The 22385-nt window shown below is 46.6% G+C and carries 18 protein-coding genes and 1 other RNA gene; 16 read left to right on the forward strand and 3 right to left on the reverse strand.

Annotated features, from left to right (window positions below; all coding sequences use genetic code 11):
• Positions 1 to 172 precede the first annotated feature (172 nt).
• The 8 genes from ABIN22_RS12705 to ABIN22_RS12740 all read left to right on the forward strand — a co-directional run bounded on the left by ABIN22_RS12705 (position 173) and on the right by ABIN22_RS12740 (position 11841).
• The gene (locus tag ABIN22_RS12705) at positions 173 to 1504 is read left to right on the forward strand and encodes an ABC transporter substrate-binding protein (protein WP_346909082.1); all 1332 of its coding nucleotides are present in this window, start codon (positions 173 to 175) and stop codon (positions 1502 to 1504) included.
• A 158-nt stretch (positions 1505 to 1662) separates the two neighbouring features.
• Positions 1663 to 2550, forward strand: coding sequence for a carbohydrate ABC transporter permease (locus ABIN22_RS12710; protein WP_346909084.1), 888 nt, complete (start codon positions 1663 to 1665; stop codon positions 2548 to 2550).
• An 18-nt stretch (positions 2551 to 2568) separates the two neighbouring features.
• Entirely contained in the window at positions 2569 to 3414 is an 846-nt protein-coding gene (locus tag ABIN22_RS12715) for a carbohydrate ABC transporter permease (RefSeq protein ID WP_109732513.1), read from the forward strand.
• A 34-nt stretch (positions 3415 to 3448) separates the two neighbouring features.
• Positions 3449 to 5440, forward strand: a complete 1992-nt coding sequence (locus ABIN22_RS12720; RefSeq protein ID WP_346909086.1) for a beta-galactosidase — start codon at positions 3449 to 3451, stop codon at positions 5438 to 5440.
• A 25-nt stretch (positions 5441 to 5465) separates the two neighbouring features.
• Positions 5466 to 6890 (forward strand): leucyl aminopeptidase family protein, encoded by a 1425-nt coding sequence (locus ABIN22_RS12725; RefSeq protein WP_346909088.1) that lies wholly within the window; start codon positions 5466 to 5468, stop codon positions 6888 to 6890.
• A gap of 67 nt (positions 6891 to 6957) precedes the next feature.
• Complete coding sequence (locus ABIN22_RS12730) at positions 6958 to 7704, forward strand: copper homeostasis protein CutC (protein ID WP_346909090.1); 747 nt, start codon at positions 6958 to 6960, stop codon at positions 7702 to 7704.
• A 63-nt stretch (positions 7705 to 7767) separates the two neighbouring features.
• Positions 7768 to 10236 carry a transglutaminase-like domain-containing protein gene (locus tag ABIN22_RS12735; protein ID WP_346909092.1) on the forward strand — a complete coding sequence of 823 codons (2469 nt, stop codon included), beginning with the start codon at positions 7768 to 7770 and terminating at the stop codon, positions 10234 to 10236.
• Positions 10237 to 10647: 411 nt separating this feature from the next.
• Positions 10648 to 11841, forward strand: coding sequence for an MFS transporter (locus tag ABIN22_RS12740; RefSeq protein ID WP_346909094.1), 1194 nt, complete (start codon positions 10648 to 10650; stop codon positions 11839 to 11841).
• 93 nt (positions 11842 to 11934) lie between these two features.
• On the opposite strand, the gene ABIN22_RS12745 is transcribed toward ABIN22_RS12740, so the two are convergent.
• Both ABIN22_RS12745 and ABIN22_RS12750 read right to left on the reverse strand, forming a co-directional pair.
• Positions 11935 to 12231, reverse strand: coding sequence for a hypothetical protein (locus ABIN22_RS12745; protein ID WP_109732592.1), 297 nt, complete (start codon positions 12229 to 12231; stop codon positions 11935 to 11937).
• A 126-nt stretch (positions 12232 to 12357) separates the two neighbouring features.
• Positions 12358 to 13671, reverse strand: coding sequence for a DUF6128 domain-containing protein (locus ABIN22_RS12750; RefSeq protein WP_346909096.1), 1314 nt, complete (start codon positions 13669 to 13671; stop codon positions 12358 to 12360).
• Positions 13672 to 13907: 236 nt separating this feature from the next.
• Between ABIN22_RS12750 and ABIN22_RS12755 the strand changes: the two genes are divergently transcribed.
• Positions 13908 to 14372 (forward strand): hypothetical protein, encoded by a 465-nt coding sequence (locus tag ABIN22_RS12755; RefSeq protein ID WP_346909098.1) that lies wholly within the window; start codon positions 13908 to 13910, stop codon positions 14370 to 14372.
• A gap of 20 nt (positions 14373 to 14392) precedes the next feature.
• Positions 14393 to 14878 carry a tRNA adenosine(34) deaminase TadA gene (gene tadA / locus ABIN22_RS12760; RefSeq protein WP_118621648.1) on the forward strand — a complete coding sequence of 162 codons (486 nt, stop codon included), beginning with the start codon at positions 14393 to 14395 and terminating at the stop codon, positions 14876 to 14878.
• A gap of 88 nt (positions 14879 to 14966) precedes the next feature.
• Here the strand turns inward: tadA and ffs are convergent.
• Positions 14967 to 15230, reverse strand: an RNA gene (gene ffs, locus ABIN22_RS12765) — signal recognition particle sRNA large type.
• A 202-nt stretch (positions 15231 to 15432) separates the two neighbouring features.
• Here ffs and ABIN22_RS12770 point away from each other — a divergent pair.
• The 6 genes from ABIN22_RS12770 to ABIN22_RS12795 all read left to right on the forward strand — a co-directional run bounded on the left by ABIN22_RS12770 (position 15433) and on the right by ABIN22_RS12795 (position 22385).
• Complete coding sequence (locus ABIN22_RS12770; protein WP_346909100.1) at positions 15433 to 17136, forward strand: B12-binding domain-containing radical SAM protein; 1704 nt, start codon at positions 15433 to 15435, stop codon at positions 17134 to 17136.
• A 66-nt stretch (positions 17137 to 17202) separates the two neighbouring features.
• A complete protein-coding gene (nth, locus tag ABIN22_RS12775; protein ID WP_109732497.1) occupies positions 17203 to 17829 on the forward strand; it encodes an endonuclease III in 627 nt (208 codons plus the stop codon).
• 207 nt (positions 17830 to 18036) lie between these two features.
• Positions 18037 to 19659 (forward strand): VanW family protein, encoded by a 1623-nt coding sequence (locus ABIN22_RS12780; RefSeq protein WP_346909102.1) that lies wholly within the window; start codon positions 18037 to 18039, stop codon positions 19657 to 19659.
• A 27-nt stretch (positions 19660 to 19686) separates the two neighbouring features.
• Positions 19687 to 20685 (forward strand): AIR synthase-related protein, encoded by a 999-nt coding sequence (locus ABIN22_RS12785; protein ID WP_346909104.1) that lies wholly within the window; start codon positions 19687 to 19689, stop codon positions 20683 to 20685.
• A gap of 39 nt (positions 20686 to 20724) precedes the next feature.
• Complete coding sequence (locus tag ABIN22_RS12790) at positions 20725 to 21216, forward strand: Lrp/AsnC family transcriptional regulator (RefSeq protein WP_109732494.1); 492 nt, start codon at positions 20725 to 20727, stop codon at positions 21214 to 21216.
• On the forward strand, positions 21216 to 22385 hold the full coding sequence (locus ABIN22_RS12795) for an aminotransferase class I/II-fold pyridoxal phosphate-dependent enzyme (RefSeq protein ID WP_118621594.1): 1170 nt from the start codon (positions 21216 to 21218) through the stop codon (positions 22383 to 22385). Before ABIN22_RS12790 ends, ABIN22_RS12795 begins: the two co-directional genes overlap by 1 nt.

Consider the following 22385-nt stretch of genomic DNA (forward strand, 5'->3'; position numbering starts at 1 on the left):
TCTATGCGGGCGGGGCAAGGCGGTTCAAGTCATGTGGGAAATCTCCAGAAAATCTAGAATATGACCATTTGGTTTCTGGAAAAATTGCAGTATATTGTGTTTAGCAAAGGAAACATCCGGTACGGTATGAACAAAACGGACCGGGACGCAAAAGTAAAAGGAGGAAAAATTTATGAAAGCAAAAAGATTGATTGCACTTGGTCTTGCGGGAATCATGTGTGCAGGGCTTCTGGCAGGCTGCGGCTCATCAGGTGGAGACAAGGACTCCAAGAAGAGCGGAAAGGACGGGGGCATCACAATCCGCCTTCTGACAAGAATGGCAGGAACATCACCTCAGGTAGGTATCTATAATGATATTCTTGACGAATTCAAGGAAAAACATCCTGAAGTAACAATTATTGACGATTCCCAGAGTGATGAATCAGCATTCAACAACATTCTTTCAACAGACATTGCTTCCGGAAATATGGCAAATATCTTCCGTATCCAGGGTGTTGCGAATCTGGGTGAGTACATCGACAACGGACTGCTCCTGAATGTTCAGCCATATCTGGACGAAGACAAAGAGTGGGGCGGCGGATTCACAGAAGGAGCGCTTTCCTACTATCAGGTTCCCGGACACGAAGGAACCTATGCAGTTCCGATGGAATCAGGCCTGATCGGTGTTTACTATAATGAAGACTTATTCAAAAAAGCAGGAATCGACAGCTTCCCGGAAACATGGACAGAACTGCTTGATGCAGTTAAGAAGTTAAAAGCTTCAGGTGTAATCCCGATTGCAATGGGAGCACAGACAACATACATGGCAGGACATCTTCATGATCAGATCTTCTACAAATGGGCAGGAACAGAGGCAGCTAAGAAATTAGGAAGCCGTGATATGAAGTGGACAGATCCAGAAGTAGTTGAGACTCTTCAATATGTAAAAGACCTCATTGATGCAGGCGCTTTTGACGAGAGTGCAGCCGGAATCCAGGACAACATCGCTATGAGCCAGTTCCAGCAGGGCGAAGCAGCTATGGTCATCACAGGACCGTGGAACATCAGTACATTTACAGATCCTGCTGAGACACCTGTAAAAGACAGCATCAAAGTAGCTAAATTCCCATATTTCGAGGAAAAACCGGAATTCAAGAACGAAGATATGCAGACACTCAGCCCGTACATGATCAGCGGAAAGCTGGAAGGCGAAGAGCTGGATCTGACAATAGAACTTGTAAAAATGCTGACAAATAAGGATGCAGCAAAGAGATTTGCAGAGGAATGTGCATTCCTGATCCCGAGAACAGACATCGACCTTGACGAGAGCAAGTGCGAACCATTATTTATCGATAACATGGAACTCGGTGGAACATCTACTGGTATCGGTGTTGACGTATTCGACTTTGACCCATTGACTTCTATGCAGGACAGAACGAGAAACTCAATCGTAAGCATGTTCACAGGAACTTCCGCAGAAGATGCTGCAAAAGAGATTCAGAGCGAAATAGACAACGCAGAGTAAACAAATACTGCCGGGGATGTGATCTCCGGCAGAAATACTTTCAAGGAATCATCCATGTCACTAAGGTTCGAAAGTACCGAACCCAAGTCGACAGGATGTACTTTGTAACTAAGGTCCGACAGGACCGAACCTAAGTTACATAAGCAAGGAGTGAGAAGATGATTAAAGTTAAGAATAATAAGATGAGGATGACACTGGCGTTGTTTTTGCTTCCGGCCTTATTGATTTACATTCTGTTCCAGATTGTGCCGCTTATCGGCGCTGTATTCTTTTCCTTTATGGAATGGAACGGGATTGGGGGATCGGCGCTTCAGTTTGTGGGTGTGAAAAATTACATAGGTGCATTCCAGAACCCAGATTTCATACTTTCGCTGAAAAACATGTTCAAGATGGTTGTTTTCAGTGTACTGTTCCATACACCGATCGCGCTTGTGATGGCAGCCGTGATTAACACGAAATGTAAGGGATACCGTATCTTCAAGGCGCTGTTCTTCGTGCCGACCGTATTTCCGCTGACAGCAGTCGGCCTGATGTGGTATTTCGTATTTATGCCGACAGGAGTGTTCAATTCCTTCCTGAAGGTAATCGGTTTAGGCGGGGCGGCACAGGCATGGCTTGTAAATCCGGCAACTGCGATGAACACGATCGTATTTGTAAATATCTGGGCCGGCGTCGGGTACTATATGGTTATCCTGCTTGCAGGGCTGACGACAATCTCAGAAGATGTATATGAGGCTGCGGCGATTGACGGGGCGAACAAGCTGCAGTGCTTTTTCCAGATCACGGTCCCGATGCTCAAACCAACTATCGCAATGTGTATCCTGATGGATATTATAGGTTCCGTAAAAGTATTCGACCTTGTATTTGCCATGACAGGGGGCGGACCGAACGGTCTGACGAACCTGCCGACGACTTTGATGTACAACGAGGCGTTCAAGTACAGTCACTATGGCCTCGGAAGTGCGATCGGTATCATCATCATGGTAATCTGTCTTGCCGGAACAATGCTCAGTAATAAGCTGACGAGCAAGAAGAATGACGAGTAAGGAGGAAAGGTGAGTACTATGAATAAAAAAGCGAAAGTAAAACAGAATCCCGGCGGAATTGTGGCTAAATACGCATTTCTGCTTGTCATGGCATTTGTATTTGCGATGCCGATGGTATTTACTCTGCTTTCATCCGTAAAGACAAAGACAGAGATTTTTGCAAAACCGTTCGACCTGCCCGCAGTTTTCCAGTGGGGCAACTACATAGAGGCATGGCAGGCGGCCAACATGAGCAGATACTTCATCAACAGTATCATTCAGGCAGGTGCGACAGTCATCGTTCTTGCGCTTGTGTCTTCAATGGCTGCATATGTACTGTCCAGATTCCAGTTTAAGGGAAATAAGTTCCTCGTGCTGTTCTTCATGCTGGGAATGATGGTGCCTATGCATACCGTACTGGTTCCGGTATCTTATATCATCGGTACCCTGAACCTGAAAAACAACATACCGGCGCTCGTACTGATTTATGTTGCATTCAGCCTTCCATTCAGTATTATGGTCATGAGCAACTTCATGCGGGGCGTAAACCACTCCCTCGAGGAGGCGGCGCTGATCGACGGGGCGACTTATTTCCAGATTTACAGAAAAGTAATGCTGCCGCTCTGTGTGCCGGCTATTTCCACGATTTCAATATTTAACTTTTTAAGTGCATGGAACAACATCCTGTTCCCGCTTCTGTTTATCAATGATAAAAACTTAAAACCGATTGCGCTTGGACTTCTGAACTTCAACGGTGAGCGCGGAAGTGACTATGGCCCTCTGATGGCGGCAATTGTAATTACGGTAGCAGTACCGCTTGTTATGTACCTGCTCTTCCAGGAGAAGGTAGAAGGCGGTCTGGCAGCAGGAGCAGTAAAAGAATAAGAGCGCAGGCTTTTAAACAAAAAGGAGAAATTATATGTCATCTATATCTTACCGTCAGGTACATCTTGATTTTCATACAAGCGAGTTTATTCCGTCTGTCGGGGAAGACTTCTCTATGGAAGAATTCGGTGATACCCTTAAAAATGCAGACGTAAATTCAATTACGTGCTTTGGGCGCTGTCACCACGGCTGGCTCTATTATCCGTCAAAAAGATTCCCGGAACTGATCCATCCGAATCTGAAAAACAGAAATCTTCTGCTTGAACAGATAGAAGCCTGCCACAAAAGGGGCATCCGTGTGCCGATTTATACAACGGCCCAGTGGGACGGCCGTATCATGAGGGAGCACCCTGAATGGCTGTCCCTCGATGAAAACGGAGAGTACATTGATACACAGCATGTGCCGGAACCGCATTTTTACAACACGATCTGCTTAAACAGCGGCTACCGCCAGTTTTTCAAGGAACATCTGGAGGATATGATCGAGGTGACAGGGCCGGAAAATGTGGATGGAATCTTTATTGATATTCTGTTCCACGTAGACTGCAAGTGTCCAAATTGTGTTGCAAAGATGAAAGAACTGGGTATGGACCCGGAAGATAAGGCTGTCAGGCTGAAATATGCAAGCCGCATGCTGGATGAATTTAAGGAAGAAATCACCGCATTTATCCACAAAATGGCCCCGGAAGCAACTGTTTTTTATAACAGTTCACACATAGGGCCGGCCTATAAGAACAGTTTCAAGGACTACAGCCATCTCGAACTGGAATCACTCCCGAGCGGCGGATGGGGATATGACCATTTCCCGGCGACCAGCCGTTATGCGCGTATGCTCGGAAAAGAGATGATCGGCATGACCGGAAAATTCCATACCTACTGGGGGGATTTTCATTCCCTGAAAAATAAGGCCGCGCTTGAGCTGGAGTGTTTCAGCATGCTGGCGATGGGAGCAGGATGCTCCATCGGGGATCAGCTCCACCCGTCAGGAAAGCTCTCAAAAGGTGCCTATGACCTGATCGGAAGTGTGTACAAAAGTGTGAAGGAAAAAGAACCGTACTGTTATGACGCAAAGGCAAAGACAGAGATCGCGGTACTCAACCCGGAAGAATTTTATCCGGAAGATTCCTATGACCTGAGTATTTCCCCATCGCTGATAGGGACTGTGCGGATGCTGCAGGAAATGTGCTACCAGTTTGACATCATTGATACAGACATGGATTTTTCAGCCTATAAAGTACTGATTCTGCCAGACTGCATCTATGGAAATGAAAAACTGGACGGACTGCTGAAAACATATCTGGAAAACGGCGGAAAGATTCTCGGCTCCTATGAGTCCTGCCTGAAAAAAGATGGTTCTGCCAGCATTTACGGCGTAAGGTTCAAACAGGAATCACCGTATTACCGTGAATTTGTGATGCCGAATGAGAAGATTGGCAAAGCACTACCGAAGGAAGAATTTGTTATGTACCTGCGTGGAATTGACGTGGAGACGGACGGGGCAGAGGTACTGATGGACAAGATCGAGCCTTATTTTGACAGGGCCGGGGAAAAATTCTGCTCCCACCAGCACGCACCGTCATCCGGGAAGGCTGGATACCCGGAAGTGACAATGTACAACGGTGTCATGTACTTCTCCCATCCGGTATTCAGATGCTACAGGAAGAATGCGGCGGCATGGTGCAAGGCAATGGTGAAGGATGCGCTGGAGATCCTGCTTGAAGATAAACTGGTATCCCATAACGGACCTTCCACCATTCTGGCAGCAGTAAACCGTCAGGAAAAAGAAGGACGCGATATCCTGCATATCCTGCACTACATTACAGAAAAACGTTCTGAGGACATTTACACAGTAGAGGACGTGATTCCGCTTTACCATACAGAATTTAAGATCTATGTAGGTGATGCAGAGGTAAGCAGTGTAGAAAATGTCATCAGGAAAGAGAATCTTGCATTCACCCGTGAAGGTGCATATATCAAATTTGAAGTACCTTTGATCGAAGGGCATGAAATGATTGCAATTCAGTAAATAACAATTACAGAGGAGGAACAGTATGATCAGGATAGCTGCCGGGACAGACATTCGTACGGGCATCCTGTTCTTCTCGAAGGAAGCGGCTTTCGGGCTGTATAACGGGGAAGGGGGCATATTCCGTGGGGAATATCTGCAGACCTTCCCCCGCATGTCTTCCGGGGGAAAACAGGAGTACTGTATCGGGCTTGGCGAAAAAGCTCTGACAAAAAGAGAAGTCATGGAGGCGGCCGCATGCGCGGCATCCTGCATGCTTGAACATAAAATCTATCAGTTTTATGTAGATACAGCGGGGATAGAGACATTTCTGACAGAAGATAATTTCCCATACTTTATCCAGGGATTATATCTGGGGGGATATGAACCGCCGCAGTTTGGGAAACATACGAGGAAGCAGGCCGATATCACACTTCTTCCGGCAAAAGAGGGATGCATCGCAGGATTATCCCAGAAGCAGGCAGAAGCGGCTGTGGAACAGGGGATGCATATAGCAGAAGGCATTCTGTTTGCCCGCGATATGGTAAATTATCCGGGAAATCTCCTTCGCCCTGCTGACTTTGCAGAATCCATATGCAGGCAGATGGAAGGTCTGGATGTCGAGGCTGAAATCATTGACAAAGACTGTCTGGAAAACATGGGGATGGGCGGGCTTCTGACCGTAGGAGGCGGGAGTGCATTCCCACCTTGTATGGTCGTTCTGAGATATCGGGGCGCGAAGGATAAAGACGGCGAAGTGCTTGGGATGATCGGGAAAGGGGTTACCTGCGATACAGGGGGCTACTGTCTCAAACCATCCGGCTCAATGGCCGGAATCCGCGGTGACATGGCCGGAGGAGCGGCAGTTGCAGGATGTATTTATGCTCTTGCAAAAAACCGGGTTGAAGCAAATGTGACCGGTGTGATTCCCATCTGCGAGAACCGGATTTCCCCAGACAGTTATCTGCCCGGGGACGTGATCACAATGTATGACCAGACAAAAGTGGAAATCTGCAATACAGATGCAGAAGGCCGGCTGATTCTGGGAGATGCGGCGGCCTATGCGGTGGAATGCGAAGGTGTCAGCCGGGTGGTTGATATCGCTACGCTGACCGGTGCGGTCGTGAATCTGTTTGGATTTTCTGTGGGCGGGGTCCTCAGCGATGACGAGGAGCTTTATGCACAGTTTGAACGTGCCGGTACCGCTTCACAGGAACAGTATGCGAGGATTCCTTTTTACAGCGAACATGAGGAAATGCTGAAAAGTACGGCGGCGGACCTGAAGAATCTGGGACCGGATTACTGCGGGACAATCACGGCAGGGCTGTTTATCCGGCATTTTGCGAAGGGAAAACCCTGGCTTCATATGGATATCGCAGGTACGGCATGGGTAGATTCCCCCATCTGGAAGTTCCAGAGTAAGGGGGCGACAGGTGCCGGAGTGACAACGCTATATGAAATGTGTAAGTAAGTACTGTTTTCAGGCACGCCTGTAAAGAGGGGCGTGTGAACAATCATACAGATAGATGGAGGGAAGAATGAAGGATTTTATGCTTGAGGTCTGTGTGGATTCCGTGAAATCCGCAGTTGCGGCCCAAAATGGAGGAGCGCTGAGGCTGGAACTGTGCAGCAATCTGATTATCGGGGGGACGACCCCGACTCCGGCTCTTTTTCACGCAGTGAGGGAAGCTGTGGATATAAAGATACATGTGCTGATCCGTCCCAGATTCGGAGATTTCTGTTATACGGATGCCGAATTCCAGATAATCAGGGAGGAAGTCAGACAGTTCCAGTCTCTGGGAGCGGACGGCGTGGTGATCGGAATCCTGCGCCCGGACGGTTCCTTGAATATAGAGCAGATGGAAAGTCTGATTGAAGAAGCAAAAGGGATGCAGATTACAGTACACCGTGCCTTCGATGTGTGCCGGGACCCGATGCAGACGTTGGAAGAATGTATTTCACTGGGTGCACATACGATTCTGACATCCGGGCAGGAAGCAAATTGTCTGGAAGGGGCAGAACTTTTAAGAAAGTTAAAAACTGTTGCTAATGGCAGGATTCATATTCTGGGAGGCGCGGGAGTGAGTGCGGCAAATCTGGAGGAACTGTGCCTTGTTACCGGACTGAACCAGTTTCATATGAGTGGGAAAAAGGTACTGGACAGTTCGATGGAATACCGTCGTGAGGGCGTCCCGATGGGGCTGCCGGGAATCAGTGAATTCAGTATCTGGCAAACCGATGAGGAAGAAATAAGAAAAGCAGCAGAAGTGCTGGAACGTGTATGATGAACATCAGACACGCTTTGGGGTGCGCCTGAGTGATCAGGTCTGCCCGGGAGAGGAGGTCAAATGTTTTCTGAAAAATTTACAGCAAAAATAGAAGAAATATATATAGACAGAATCAGCAGGATTCCTGCATTGTTTCGTGATATAGATGTAAAAATCGGGGCATGTGCGCCTGATACGCAGGTTTTGCTTCGGTATTTATATGGGAATATGCCTGTTTCTGATGCGGCGGGGTATCCCTTTGAGACCTTTCTGGATTACGCAGAACACGGCGCTTTCCTGTGGGAGAACGGGCCGTTTAAAGGACGGGTAAAGGAAGAAATATTCTGCCAGTATGTGGTATACCACAGAATCAATACAGAGGATATCAGCCCGTGCCGCAGCTTTTTTTACGGGAAAGCAAAAGAAGAGGCAGGCAGCCCTGATACAATGGAAGAGGCAGTTCTGGCCCTGAACTACTGGTGTGCAGGGGAAGCGACATACCGGGCATCGGACGACAGAACAGCGTCACCGATGACCGTGTACAGAAGCGCACATGGAAGATGCGGAGAGGAGTCCACGTTTACAGTCAGTGTACTGCGAAGCATGGGAATACCTGCAAGGCAGGTCTATGCACCCCGGTGGTCCCACTGTGACGACAATCATGCATGGGTGGAGGCATGGTGTGACGGGGCATGGCATTTCCTTGGAGCATGTGAACCTGAGGAAGTGCTGGACAAAGGCTGGTTTCTCCATGCATCCTCCAGAGCGATGCTGATCCATTCCAGATGGTATGGAAGTCTTGAACTGGCGGGAGATGCCATAGACACAAAGAATCTGGTATGTACGCAGGGAATGACTACGGAATTGAATGAAATTGCTACTTATGCGAATACAAAACGGATAAAAATAACGGTTCTGGATGCGGAAGGAAAGCCGGTTCAGGGTGCAGAGGTCAGGGTGGAAGTCCTGAACTATTCGGAATTTTTTCCGGTAGCGGTTATGGAAACGAAAGAAGCGGGTACTGTGGAGATTGAGCTTGGACTCGGAAGCTGCCGCATCAGCGCCGCCAAAGGAGATATGGAGAGCTCTGAGATTGTTGATGTGAGGGAATGTGCGGGGATCGAGCTCAAACTAGAGAAAAAATCCGGTGGGACAGAAAGTGTTGTGTTCGAATGTTTTGCGCCTCAGGATGCGGTCATTCACAGCGGGTTTGTGACCGAGGAACAGAGAAAGCAACAAAAAGAGAAGCTGGCTTCTAGAACGGCACACAGGCTGAATAAGAAGGGAACAGGCAATGAGGGAGAAGTGGAAGCATTTCTCCGCGGTACGACGTATTCCGAATACAGAAGCCAGTTATTAGATACCTTGTCTGAAAAAGACCATCTGGATTTGAAAGCAAGCGTACTGGAGGCTCATTTAAACCATGCCATGCAGTATGCGGACAGATATCCATCGGATATTTTTGTGAACTACGTTCTGGCCCCCCGTATTTCGACGGAACTGCTGACGGATTACAGACAAAGGATAGAAGGACTTCTGACAGAAAACCAGAAGGAACTGTTTCTCAGCAGTCCGGATTCAGTCTGGAGTTTTATTGAAGAACATGTCAAAGAGCAGCCTGGGGAGGAGTACGATGCACTGCTGACTCTGCCCGTGCCGTGTCTGAAGTATGGAATTGGCAGCAGGCAGTCAAAGGAGATACTCTTCGTGGTAATTTGTCGGACACTCGGCATACCTGCCAGGCTGAATCCTGTAGACCATGCAATGGAATACTATAAAGACGGCCGCTTTTTACCGGTGATTGCGCTGGAGACAGTCGGAAAACTGAAAGTCTGCGGTGAGGCATCCCAGAATTTCGTTTATTTTCAGAACTGGGCGGTTACGAGAAAACATCCGGGCGAAAGAAAACTGCTGGATTTAAGCGATTTAAGAATTGACCAGAACCCGGAAGTGAGTGTGCCAGCCGGGGTGTATGAAGTGGTCACGGCCAACAGACTGCCAAACGGCAATATACTCGGGCGTGTGGAAGAAGTCACGGTAGAGCCCGGAAAGACTGTCGTTACAGAACTAAAACTGGAAGAGGCAGAACTCAGCCAGATGCTGGAGTGTGTAGCGATGCCCCCTTTTGAGGTAGAAGATTTAAACGGTGTAAAAACAGGCATAACAGATATTCTGAAAGGCAGTGCGAACCTGACAGTGTGGCTGTCAGAAGGACAGGAGCCGACAGAACACATTCTGAACGAATTGTGTGAAAGAGCGGAAGAATTCAACCGCGGGGAGGCCGGAGTCGTTTTCCTAGTGAATAACGGCGAAGCACTAAAACAGCCAACCCTTCACAAAACAATGCAGCTGCTGGACCATGTACAGGTCTTCTGTGACTGTGTAGAAGAAAGGGTATCCGTCCTTGGAAGAAGGTTTTATGTAGACCCGGAAAGCATTCCGTTGATTCTGGTGACAGATAAAGAGGCAAACTGCGTATATGCGGCAAGCGGCTATAACGTAGGAACCGCGGATATGATATTGAAAATTCTGAATGCGGGGGTACTATAAGGTGAGTTTAGAAAGATGTGGCTGTTTTATTTGGGTCTTGCCAAAACCATGAATCGGCTTTATACTGATTTTGTTACATACAAGATTATATCAGTATGGGCAAAGGCTGGACATGATGAAAAGAATTGTAATTGATGAATTAAAGAGGCGAATCAGCTCTGTGCAAATTGTACCGGTGAGCATTGTACAGAGCTTAAATTAAAAGCGCAGAAGTTTTTTCATTCACCGGGAAATAAGGTATTTGAAAGCGCACGGGGCAGTGCGTGTTTTTAGTGTACCTATTTCCCGGATGGAGACTGTGTCTGAGTGAGGCTGTGGGCAATGACTTGTCCGCGGCCTTTTTGCTTTTATATTGGAAAGTGTGAGAGATTTGAAGAATTGTAGAGATGAATAGATGAAAAGGAACAAATTATGAATAAATTAAATTGGAAAAGCTCAATCAGCCGTTTTCTGACGGCTCAGACGATCTCGCTGTTTGGTTCGTCAATCGTGCAGTATGCGATTGTCTGGTATATCACGCTGTCGACGTCATCCGGAAAAATGCTGACGATCTCGACGCTGTGCGGTTTTCTGCCGCAGATTGTCATTTCTTTATTTGCAGGTGTATGGATAGACAGATACGACCGTAAAAAAATGATTATGTTATCTGACTCGGTGATTGCTGTGTCAACACTGATGCTGGCTGTTACTTTCTTAGCGGGCCATAAGAATATCTGGCTTCTGTTTTTGGTGCTGGTCATTCGTTCCGCGGGTACGGGGATACAGACTCCGGCGGTGAACTCGGTTATACCGCAGATTGTCCCACAGGAGGAACTCATGAGGATTAACGGCATCAACAGTACCCTGTCGTCTCTGATGATGTTTCTTTCGCCTGCTGTCAGCGGTGTGATCCTGTCTGTGGCACCATTTGAGACAACCTTACTGATTGATTTTTTGACAGCTTTCATCGGGGTCGGAATTACGGCTACAGTTTATATAAAACCTGTCTATAAGGAGAGAAGCCGGTTGAATTCAGGCATGGAAGAGATCAGAAGTGGTTTTTTATATCTGAAGGAGAATCATTTTATTAAACGACTGCTTTCCTATCAGCTTATCATTCTTTTTTTGATCAGCCCGTCCGCTTTTCTGACGCCGCTCATGGTGAAACGGACATTTGGCGCAGACGTGTGGAGGCTTACTGCAAGTGAAATGACTTATAGCCTGGGCATGATCGCGGGAGGCCTTTTGATCGCTTCCTGGGGCGGATTCCGAAAAAAAATGAACACGACGATGTCGGCAGGTGCATTTTATGGGATGCTTATGATAGCACTGGGCAGTGCGCCGGTTTTTCCGTTTTATCTGGTGTGCAATGCCCTGATCGGGATAACATCACCCTGCTATAACGCACCGATTACGGTAACCATACAGGAAAAGGTGCCGCAGGAAATGCATGGGAGGATCTTCAGCTTTATGCAGATTGCAACGTCCTGTGCGCTTCCGCTGGGGATGGCGGTATTCGGGCCGTTGGCGGATGTGGTGAAAGTGCAGACGCTTCTTACAGCCACAGGGATTTCAGTGGTGGCGATCTCACTGGCGGTGTGGAAGATGCATTTTTTGGAATATTGAATAAAAGAGCAGGGGATATTGAAATAATATACCCTGCTCTGCAAGAGATACCGCGGTATCCCTCTTAATTCGAATGTTTTTTGATAATGTAAACTAACTGAGTTCAATCTTTTCCGCTTCTTCTGGTTTGAAATCATTTTTCAGATCATATATATTATGCCCGGTTGATTCGCTTAACGTTCTGCCTTCCAGTGAATAGCAGCGGATAAATCTCTTTTTGTCGATACTGGACCAGTGCTCGACATCCCATGAAAGATACCCGTCCTCATCAGACTTCTTCTCTTTTAAATACAAGTCTACCTGCCGCCCGCCTTCTTCCATCAGACGGATCAGATCTTCTGTACCGGAGATTTCAACTTCTTCCTTTTTTACTGAATCATAAATCTTCATTGTATTTCCTCCTGCCGTTATCATAATATGGTAATTATACCTCCTGTACCTGAAAAACTCAATAGAAGACGACTTTAAATAAGCAGATGCCGTTACTGTGAACGCCCGAAGGGGGGCACAGTAACATCAGCGGATGAAACGGCACCAGTATCCAAACTTTTCGCTGTCCTCACATTCATCACTGCTGAGGTCCAGCTGACTGGTATAAGTCTGCGTGAACTGTGGGAAACCGAAAAGTTCTGCGGCTCTTGCTTCACGGGGGGCGTAGATTCCCGGAACGCCGAGCCAGAAGTGTCCGTCTTCTTCTACAAGGAGCAGGTGGTGGTAATTGTGATAGCCATGCATCAAAAAGCTGTTGTTAGCCAGATTCCAGCACCGGCGCGGGAGCATGGAAAGATCGGAACGCTGAATCTTGTGTACTGTTTCGCGGGACTGCGGTTCTGGTTCAGGAACTGATACCGGTTCAGGAGAGGGGGCATTTTCCGGCATGTATTCCGGCACGGGAAATGACTCAGGCTGCGGGGCAGAATCACGTGCAGGATATGGAATATTTACCGGCGTATTCTCCAAATCAGGAATATTGCCATTACCAGGGAGATTCTCCTGTCTGGAATTATTTTCAGCTGCGGGGAGATGCTCCTGCCCGGAATCATTTTCAATGACTGGTAAGTTTTCCTGAACAGAATCATTTTCATTGAGTAGTAGGTTTTCTCTGTTTAAATCGTTTAAATCAATTTCATTACTGGGGAATCTCTCCAGATTTGAATTGCTGTCATTATTCAAGTAATTTCCGAAATTTGGATAATTACCATTTCCGTGATTATTCCTGTTTTCAGGGGTATTTTCCCGATCCGTATCATAATTGCGCTGTATCGTAGAATCATCCTGTATAGCAGATTCATAGTTCGAGGCATGCGGTGCTGCTTTTTCAACAGCCATCTCTGTATCCAAAGACATTTCAAGGTTTACTACAGAGGTTTCCTCAGCTGCTTCGTCGTTTGGAAGTATGCACGGGCACCCTCCCAAAGATTCTGCTTCCATAACCGGTTCCGGTGCAGCTTCCCACGGCCGGATGCTGGCTGTGTTAAATGGCAGGTTATCAGTAAATGCGGCGTAATATTGCCCTGCCTCCGTCTGGAGTAAAAAACCGCCCATATCAGCTAAGGTCCTGCCTTCGGGAAATACAGATTCATCCACGGACAGTCTGGCATAAATACTTTTATCGCCGCATGGCAGTTTTTCAACTGGTTTGGCAATGATGCCGGAGTCTTTTTCATAGAATGTAAGCAGGGAAACAAAGTCCTGATTTTTAACAGGGACCCCCCGCACATTGATTTGCAGAATGCAGGCGTGATAGTGCGGTGTGACCTTCATGAAGCCTACATTCCTAAGTTTTTGATCATTTTTGTATTCATATAAATAACAGATACCGGGATTCATGATACACCTCTGGTCTTGTCTTTCTTTCAATCTAATTTATTCAGGGGTATGGAAAAAAAGAACAGTATTGGTAAGAAATTCTTAAAAGCATCATTAGAAAAATGGTCAGGTATGGGCAATTGTGGTATACTATTTACACTTATCGAGGTATTTCACGAGTTTAGTGTTTATGATAAAATCATTACAGATAACTGAAAAAGGTCCGGGAGGAAAAGAGAATGAGGAAAAAAATAAATATGTTACTTGTGATAATTTTATCTGTTTTATTAGTGGCCGGCTGCAGCCTGAACAATGGGGCAAGAGTATATGATAATGAAAAAATGATTGTGGAAAACTTTAATACATATAATCTTGTTAAATCCAAACAATCCATGAGTGATAATCATCTTACAGGATCAGCAGAAAAAATGGAGGGGATGGGCACTGTCTGGGAATTTACGGCTTCAGAAGATACGAATGTGAATCTCACATACCAGATCACAGTTTCAGCCGGTAAGGCCAAATTGGTATTGATTTCCCCGGATGATTCACTTACAACTCTGGCAGAATTTACAGCGGATGTGGATATGGAACATGAATCCACGGACACCTTCAAGGCCATGAAGGGGAAAAACCGTATAAAACTCGTCGGGGGAAAGGGAACAAAGATTGAATATGAGATTACTGCAGACAAAGGGAATATAAAGGCCTTTGGTGATTAGGAAGAAAGCTGGGAAAAATGATGACTTTAGATGAAAAATATATGAAAGAAGCTATGAAACAGGCAAGGAAAGCCTATGCACTGGAGGAAGTCCCGATTGGCTGTGTCATTGTCTATCAGGATAAAATAATCGGAAGAGGGTACAACCGGCGTACAACAGATAAGAACACACTCGCCCACGCGGAGCTGATCGCAATCAAAAAAGCCAGTAAGAAAATGAATGACTGGCGTCTCGAGGACTGTACCATGTATGTTACACTGGAACCGTGCCAGATGTGCTCCGGGGCCATTATACAGGCCAGAATCAAACGGGTAGTAGTCGGGTGCATGAATCCCAAGGCCGGCTGCGCAGGTTCTATATTGAACCTGCTAGAAATGAAAGAATTCAATCATCAGGCAGAGCTCACAACAGGAGTACTCGGAGAGGAATGTAGTGCAATGATGAAGCAGTTTTTCAAAGAACTCAGAGAAAAACAAAAGAAGCAAAAGGAACGTCAAAAATCATAACCTATAAAAAGGAGCCTTTGATTACCGGAGGTATAAAACCCTCGTACAATCAAAAGCTCCTTATATCAATTAATGTCAGAATTATTTTACGTGCATTACGCTTCGAATGCGTCTCCACAGACGTTACCTCGGTAGTTAACTCAACCCAGGCACCCTCACGGCACCCGGAAGGTTCTGCTTAGTGCTGCTTCGTTCCCGACCTGACACGGTTCACAGATTTCCGTCGCGTGAGACCCAAGTCTTCAACGCCACTTTCCGAGGGCAGCTCTGCAAATCAGCACCCTCTGCGTAATATCACCCCTGCTATAGCGGATTGCAGGTACAAGGTACCGCTAACACCCCGGCTGCACGAGTCTTAATTTTACATTGTTTTTGCCAAAATGTCAACGGATAGAGGAGTTTTTATTTACTGAACAGCAAAATTATAGTAAAATAAGAAATCAAACCACCTGATTGGGGACGTAGTAAACCTCAGTTATACTACGTCCCCAATTGAGTTTAGTGGTGTACCTAATTGGAAAATGCCCTGTACCAAAATGGAGATTATTTTTATTATGAGAGTTTTATTGACAGCAATTAATGCAAAGTATATACATTCTAATCTGGCGGTTTATAGTTTGAAGAGTTACGCTTCCTGTTATACGCAGGATGTAGAGATCGCCGAATATACGATTAATCAGGATGTGGATGATATTCTGGCCGATATTTTTAAGAAGTCTCCGGATATTCTGTGTTTTTCCTGTTATTTGTGGAATATTACTTTTGTAAGTCAGCTGCTTGTTGAGGTGAAAAAGGTAATGCCTCATGTGCATATCTGGCTGGGGGGCCCGGAGGTTTCTTTTAATGCGGGACAGGTTATGAAGTCATATCCGCAGGTGGATGGAATTATGTGTGGAGAAGGTGAGGAGACTTTTCATGAACTTCTTGACTATTATAATGGAAAAATTAAGAATTTATATGATATTAAAGGAATTGTGTTCCGGGTGTGTAAAAATAATGAAAATCTGTCGGAGATTGTTGAAAACCAGAGTCGTCAGGTGATGGATTTGAGTAAGGTTCCGTTTGTTTATAATGATATGGGAAAGTTTAAAAATAAGATTATATATTATGAATCCAGCAGGGGATGCCCGTTTTCCTGCAGTTATTGTTTGTCTTCGATTGATAAATGCCTTCGTTTCAGGGATTTGGGGCTTGTAAAAAAGGAGCTTCAGGTATTCATTGATGCAGAGGTTCCGCAGGTGAAGTTTGTTGACAGAACATTCAACTGCAGGCACGAGCATGCGATGGCCGTTTGGTCCTATATTGCACGGCACGATAAAGGGAAAACAAATTTTCACTTTGAAGTGGCGGCTGACCTGCTGAACGAGGAGGAACTAAGGCTTATTGAGACGATGCGGCCCGGGCTGATCCAGCTTGAAATTGGGGTTCAGTCGACCAATCAGGATACGATACGTGAGATCCACCGTGTTATGAAGTTTGATGAGGTAAAGCGGGTTGTAAATCGAATTCATATAGCAGGGAATACACATCAGCATTTAGATCTGATAGCAGGACTTCCTTATGAGGATTACAACAGTTTTCGAAAATCCTTTAATGATGTGTATTCTTTGAAGCCGGAACAACTGCAATTGGGGTTTTTGAAGGTCCTAAAGGGATCCTTTATGTATCAGAATGTTGAAAAATATGAGCTCCAATATCAGGATCGTCCGCCGTTTGAAGTATTATCAACAAAATGGCTGCCCTATGTTGATGTTATCCGCCTTAAGGGGATTGAAGAAATGGTGGAGGTTTACTATAACAGCGGGCAGTTTTCGAATACTCTTCAGGAATTGGAGAAAAAATTCGAAGATGCTTTTTCCATATATGAAAAACTGAGCCAATTTTATGAGGAGAATAACCTTCATATGATCAATCATTCCCGGATTACACGCTATGAGATTATGCATCAGTTCATTCTTAAATATGATCCCGACAGGGAGGAAATTTACAGAAATGCACTGACTGTGGATTTGTATCTAAGGGATAATGTGAAAAACAGGCCCGGTTTTGCGGGTAATGATACGGTTACAAAAGAAGAAGCATCAGAATTTTATGACGGAGAGGCAAGCGAACACAGGTATCTAAAGGGATATGAACAGTATGATAAACGTCAGCTGCGGAAGATGACACATCTTGAAAAAATAGGTGGAAAACTATTATTGTTCGACTATAAAAACAGGGATATACTAACAAATCAGGCAAAGATTTTTTACGTTTAGGTACACCACTAAGATCAATTTGGGACGTAGTAAAAGTGAGAAATATTACGTCCCCAAGGAGGGGTTATGAAGAAGAGGACTTTGGAGATTCTTTCTATTCTTGACGACCAGTATGGCCGTGAATATGTTTGTTATCTGAACCACAGCACGCCGTGGCAGCTGCTGATTGCTACGATGCTGAGTGCGCAGTGCACGGATGCGAGGGTGAATATTGTGACGAAGGATTTGTTCCGCAAATATGATTCTGTTGAAAAGTTCGCGAATGCGGATTTGAAGGAACTGGAGCAGGATATTAAACCGACGGGGTTCTATCATAATAAGGCGAAGAATATTATCGCCTGTACAAAGGCTTTGGTTGAGCGGTTCGGCGGGGAGGTACCGTCTGACATTGATGATCTGACTTCTCTTGCAGGTGTGGGAAGGAAGACTGCGAATGTGATCCGGGGAAATATTTTCCATGAGCCGAGTGTGGTGGTGGATACGCATGTGAAGCGGATATCCAAACGGCTCGGTCTCACGAAGAATGATGATCCGGATAAGGTGGAGCAGGACCTGATGAAGGAACTGCCAAAGGATCACTGGATTCTTTATAATATCCAGATCATTACGTTTGGCCGGTCCATTTGCACGGCAAGGAGTCCGAAGTGCAGGGAATGCTTCTTGCAAAAATATTGCAAAGAGTATAAAATGTAACCTAACTAACGGTAAGTATAGCGCCGGCAGACAGCCCGACGGATAAAAGAGGTGGATTTTATGAACATATATAATAAAAAGGTGAGAAAGATCATATCAATTGTTGTTATCGTTATCATTCTGGCAATGGTCGCGACAATGGTAATTCCGTATCTGGTTGTTTAGCAGACAAGCGGGATTGTTTCTAAGGAAATTTGAGGGATTTGTATGGGGAACAAAAGAAGAAGACGCAGGAGAAGATTACGAAGATCGGAGGCAAAAGCGATTTTCCGTTTGATTCAGGTGGCTTTCTGTGCACTTGTAGTGATCCTCTGTGTACAGTTTTTTCTTCACAGGTATATCAGGAAGTTTGACGAGCGTATCATTATTCAGGGTGTTTCTGTCGGGAATACCGATGTATCCGGCCTGAACGCTAAGAAAGCTAAGGAGAAGGTGAAAGAGGAGCTGTCTGCTTATGCAGATGAAAAGATGGAGCTGTCTCTGGAAGACGGCAGAAAAGGTGAGACTACTTTAGGCGAGCTGGGCTTTACGGTGAAGGGTCTGGACGCCGTGATTCAGGAAGCTGTTGATTACGGCAAAAAGGGGAACGCACTTTCCTGCTACAGGATCCTGAAGCGCGCCCAGAAGAATAAGAATGAGAAAGTTTTCGAGGTGTCCTATCAAGTATCGGAAAAAGCAGCCGGAAAAGTTTTGAATGCGGCCTTTTCTGATCAGCTGAATCTTCCGGAAAATGCAAGAGTAACTCTGGATGGCAACGATGTTAAGGTGATAGAAGAGAAGCCGGGGGAAGTTGTGGATACAAAGAAGACAGTTAAAAGTATCAACAAGTTTCTGGGCTCAGACTGGAATGGCAAAGGTGGGACGATTAAGGCGGCCCTGACCTATACGGATCCGGAGGTTACGAAAAAAGACCTGAAAGATATGACGGACCTTCTCGGAAGTTACACGACGTATTATGGAAGTGATGGTTCAGGCAGATCACAGAACATAGAGAGCGGGGCAGACCATATCAACGGTGCCATTATAAAGCCGGGGGAAGAGTTTTCCGCGAATGAGGCAATGGAACCTTATACAGAGGAGAACGGATTTACTGAAGCGGCATCTTATGAGGATGATAAAGTTGTCCAGTCAATGGGCGGCGGAATCTGCCAGGTATCCACGACCCTGTATAATGCAGTGCTGTATTCGGAACTGGAAGTAACGCAGCGGTCCCCGCATACCATGCTTGTATCCTATGTGCAGCCGTCGCAGGACGCGGCGATTGCGGATGACGTACTGGATCTGAGGTTTAAAAATAATCTGGAGACACCGGTTTATATCGAAGGTGTACTCGCAGACGGTAATATTACGTTTAATATATACGGTAAAGATACAAGAGATTCCGGAAGGACGCTGGAGTTTGTCAGTGAGACGACGGGAACGGACCTGCCGGACGGGAAACGGTTTATAGCTACAGACGACAGTATTGGCAATTATTACACGTTAAGCCAGGCTCAGGCGGCTGTGTCCGCGCAGCTGTGGAAAGTGGTGTATGTAGATGGCGAAGAAGTCAGCCGTGATGTAATTAATAACAGCCAGTATGTGCCTTCAAAGGAAACAGTCGCGGTCGGAACGGCTTCTGCAAACGAGGCAGATACAGAAAAGATGAATCAGGCAATCCTGTCACAGGACGAAAGCCAGATTATGAATATGATCCAGCAGCTGACCGGTACCGGAAATGCTTCCCAGACGGGAGAATCGGACGGGGCGGCAGACACAAACGGAATAGCAGACGGGGCAGCCGGTACAAACGGAACGACAGACGGAACAGGAACAGCAGACGGCGTTTAAAGCAGGAGCCGGCAGAAAGGAGGAGTCATGAAGGCAGGAAATATCTCTCAGACCGCATGGAAACGGTCTGTGCGAAGACAATTGAACAGCAGGCGGGAAGAAGCACTCTTCACTCCTTCTATGGAAGAGCCGTGCACGGCGCTGCGCATGGCAGACGGCGGTATTGTCGTGACGGCAACGGCGGATACGTCTGGGAATGTGCCGGAATCTGCGGATTTTGCCATATTGAAGGCGGTAAATGACGTGGCATCCCGGGGTGCGGAAGCAATCGGGGTGTCGGTACAGCTGATTTTGCCACTCTCTGCGACTGAGGCGCAGTTAAAGGCTCTGGCGGGCTCTATGGATGCTGTCTGCATGCAGGCCGGTATCCAGCTGACATGCCTGAAGGCGGAGACCAATCCTTGTGTAAACCAGATCCTGACAATCGCAACAGCCACAGGAGAAGCCGCCGGGGACAGCATTCTGCGTACAGAAGATGCGGCAGCGGGGCAGGATATCCTGCTGTGCGGCCACATTGCCCTGGAGGGCACTTTAAGAATACTTGCGGAGCAGGAAGAAGAGTTAAGCAGGCGTTTTGTCCCTTCCTTCATCAGACAGTTGAAGGAACAGAAGAAAGAACTCTTTGCCGCCAAAGCCATTGCCGCGGCAGGAAAGGCCGGTGCGGCTGCCATTCACCAGATCGGCAGCGGGGGAATCCTGGCGGCGCTTTGGGAGCTGGCGGAAGCTTCTGGTATCGGGATGGAGACAGAACTTTCGAAAATATCAATCCGGCAGGAGACTGTCGAGATCTGTGAATTTTATAATCTGAATCCGTACCAGATGACTTCCACAGGAAGTTTTCTGATCACGGCAAAGAACGGTGATGCGGTCGTAAAAGCCCTGGAAGGGGCCGGGGCACGAGCCGTCAGGCTTGGGGTTGCCACGGACGGTAATGCCCGGGTGATCACAAGCGGTGAAGAACAAAGGTATCTGGACAGACCCGCACCCGATGAACTGATGCTCTGGCGGGAGCGGAATTGTCATTGAGATAAAATAAAAACAGACATTTTTTAGGAGGTAATAGTTATGGATAACTTGAGGAACGAAATTCTAAGATATCTGGAAACAAACAGCAGGGTAAACCTTGGCGAACTTGCGGTTCTGCTTGGAGTGGATGAGGTTAAGGTAGCAAACGAGATCGCAGACATGGAGAAAGAAAAGATCATCTGCGGATATCATACATTGATTGACTGGGATAAAGCGGGAGTAGAGACGGTGACTGCGCTGATCGAAGTGCGTGTGACGCCGCAGCGCAACCAGGGGTTTGACCGGATTGCAGAGAGAATCTACAATTATCCGGAAGTACACGCAGTTTACCTGATTTCAGGGGGATATGACCTGCTCGTAACACTGGAGGGAAAGACTCTGAAGGAAGTTTCCCGGTTTGTATCTGAAAAATTATCCCCGATCGAATCTGTGATCAGCACTGCGACATATTTTATCCTGAAAAAATATAAAGACCACGGAACGATTCTTGTACCGAAGAAAGAATCAGAAAGGATGCTGGTGACGCCCTGATGAGAAATCCATTATCAAAGAAAATAATAGAAATCGAGCCGTCCGGTATCCGGAAGTTTTTTGACGTGGCAAACGAGATGGAAGACGCGATTTCCCTTGGTGTGGGAGAACCGGATTTTGATACTCCGTGGCGCATACGCGAGGAAGGTATTTTCTCACTGGAAAGAGGCCGCACCTTCTATACGTCCAATGCCGGACTGCAGGAATTAAGAAATGAAATCTGTAAATATTTAGAAAGAAAAATACATATCAAATATGATCCAAAGAATGAGACACTTGTCACAGTCGGCGGAAGTGAGGCCATTGACGTGGGCCTGCGCTGCATGCTCGATCCGGGGGATGAGGTCCTGATCCCGCAGCCAAGCTATGTATCGTACCTGCCGTGTACAGTCATGGCAGACGGCGTGCCGGTAGTGATTCCGCTCCAGTATGAGAACGAGTTCAAGCTGACGGTAGAAGATCTGGAAAAATATACAACTCCGAAGACAAAGGTTCTGATCATGCCATTTCCGAACAACCCGACAGGTTCCATCATGACAAAGGAAGACTTGGAGCCGGTAGCAGAATTTGTAAAGGAACATGACCTGTACGTGATTTCCGATGAAATTTATTCGGAACTGACTTACAGCACACAGCATGTTTCCATAGCAAGCCTTCCGGGGATGCGTGAGAGAACCATCGTAATCAACGGATTTTCTAAAGGTTTTGCTATGACGGGGTGGCGTCTTGGCTACTGCTGCGGACCGGAGGCAATCATTGAACAGATGATCAAGCTCCATCAGTTTGCGATCATGTGCGCGCCGACGAACAGCCAGTATGCGGCGATCGAAGGCCTGAGAAACTGTGAAGAAGAAGTAGAAGAAATGCGGAAATCCTACAATCAGAGGAGGCGTTTCCTGATGCATGAATTTGCACGCATGGGGCTGGAATGCTTTGAGCCGTTTGGCGCATTCTATGTATTCCCGAGCATTCAGGAATTCAGCATGACATCGGAAGAGTTTGCAACCCGTCTTCTGAACGAAGAAAAAGTGGCTGTCGTGCCGGGGACAGCATTTGGTGAGTGTGGAGAAGGATTTCTGCGTATTTCCTATGCGTATTCACTGGATGATTTAAAAGAAGCACTGGGGCGTCTGGGCAGCTTTATACAGCGTCTTAGGAATGAGAGGTAA

The organism is Faecalicatena orotica (genome assembly GCF_905197545.1).
In the GTDB taxonomy this organism is placed as follows: Bacteria; Bacillota; Clostridia; order Lachnospirales; family Lachnospiraceae; genus Faecalicatena_A; species Faecalicatena_A orotica.

Excerpts from the sequence above, each read along its gene's own strand:
- ABIN22_RS12705 (WP_346909082.1), top strand. The coding sequence starts at position 173 with ATGAAAGCAAAAAGATTGATTGCACTTGGTCTTGCGGGAATCATGTGT.
- ABIN22_RS12710 (WP_346909084.1), top strand. The coding sequence starts at position 1,663 with ATGATTAAAGTTAAGAATAATAAGATGAGGATGACACTGGCGTTGTTT.
- ABIN22_RS12715 (WP_109732513.1), top strand. The coding sequence starts at position 2,569 with ATGAATAAAAAAGCGAAAGTAAAACAGAATCCCGGCGGAATTGTGGCT.
- ABIN22_RS12720 (WP_346909086.1), top strand. The coding sequence starts at position 3,449 with ATGTCATCTATATCTTACCGTCAGGTACATCTTGATTTTCATACAAGC.
- ABIN22_RS12725 (WP_346909088.1), top strand. The coding sequence starts at position 5,466 with ATGATCAGGATAGCTGCCGGGACAGACATTCGTACGGGCATCCTGTTC.
- ABIN22_RS12730 (WP_346909090.1), top strand. The coding sequence starts at position 6,958 with ATGAAGGATTTTATGCTTGAGGTCTGTGTGGATTCCGTGAAATCCGCA.
- ABIN22_RS12735 (WP_346909092.1), top strand. The coding sequence starts at position 7,768 with ATGTTTTCTGAAAAATTTACAGCAAAAATAGAAGAAATATATATAGAC.
- ABIN22_RS12740 (WP_346909094.1), top strand. The coding sequence starts at position 10,648 with ATGAATAAATTAAATTGGAAAAGCTCAATCAGCCGTTTTCTGACGGCT.
- ABIN22_RS12745 (WP_109732592.1), bottom strand. The coding sequence starts at position 12,231 with ATGAAGATTTATGATTCAGTAAAAAAGGAAGAAGTTGAAATCTCCGGT.
- ABIN22_RS12750 (WP_346909096.1), bottom strand. The coding sequence starts at position 13,671 with ATGAATCCCGGTATCTGTTATTTATATGAATACAAAAATGATCAAAAA.
- ABIN22_RS12755 (WP_346909098.1), top strand. The coding sequence starts at position 13,908 with ATGTTACTTGTGATAATTTTATCTGTTTTATTAGTGGCCGGCTGCAGC.
- tadA (WP_118621648.1), top strand. The coding sequence starts at position 14,393 with ATGACTTTAGATGAAAAATATATGAAAGAAGCTATGAAACAGGCAAGG.
- ABIN22_RS12770 (WP_346909100.1), top strand. The coding sequence starts at position 15,433 with ATGAGAGTTTTATTGACAGCAATTAATGCAAAGTATATACATTCTAAT.
- nth (WP_109732497.1), top strand. The coding sequence starts at position 17,203 with ATGAAGAAGAGGACTTTGGAGATTCTTTCTATTCTTGACGACCAGTAT.
- ABIN22_RS12780 (WP_346909102.1), top strand. The coding sequence starts at position 18,037 with ATGGGGAACAAAAGAAGAAGACGCAGGAGAAGATTACGAAGATCGGAG.
- ABIN22_RS12785 (WP_346909104.1), top strand. The coding sequence starts at position 19,687 with ATGAAGGCAGGAAATATCTCTCAGACCGCATGGAAACGGTCTGTGCGA.
- ABIN22_RS12790 (WP_109732494.1), top strand. The coding sequence starts at position 20,725 with ATGGATAACTTGAGGAACGAAATTCTAAGATATCTGGAAACAAACAGC.
- ABIN22_RS12795 (WP_118621594.1), top strand. The coding sequence starts at position 21,216 with ATGAGAAATCCATTATCAAAGAAAATAATAGAAATCGAGCCGTCCGGT.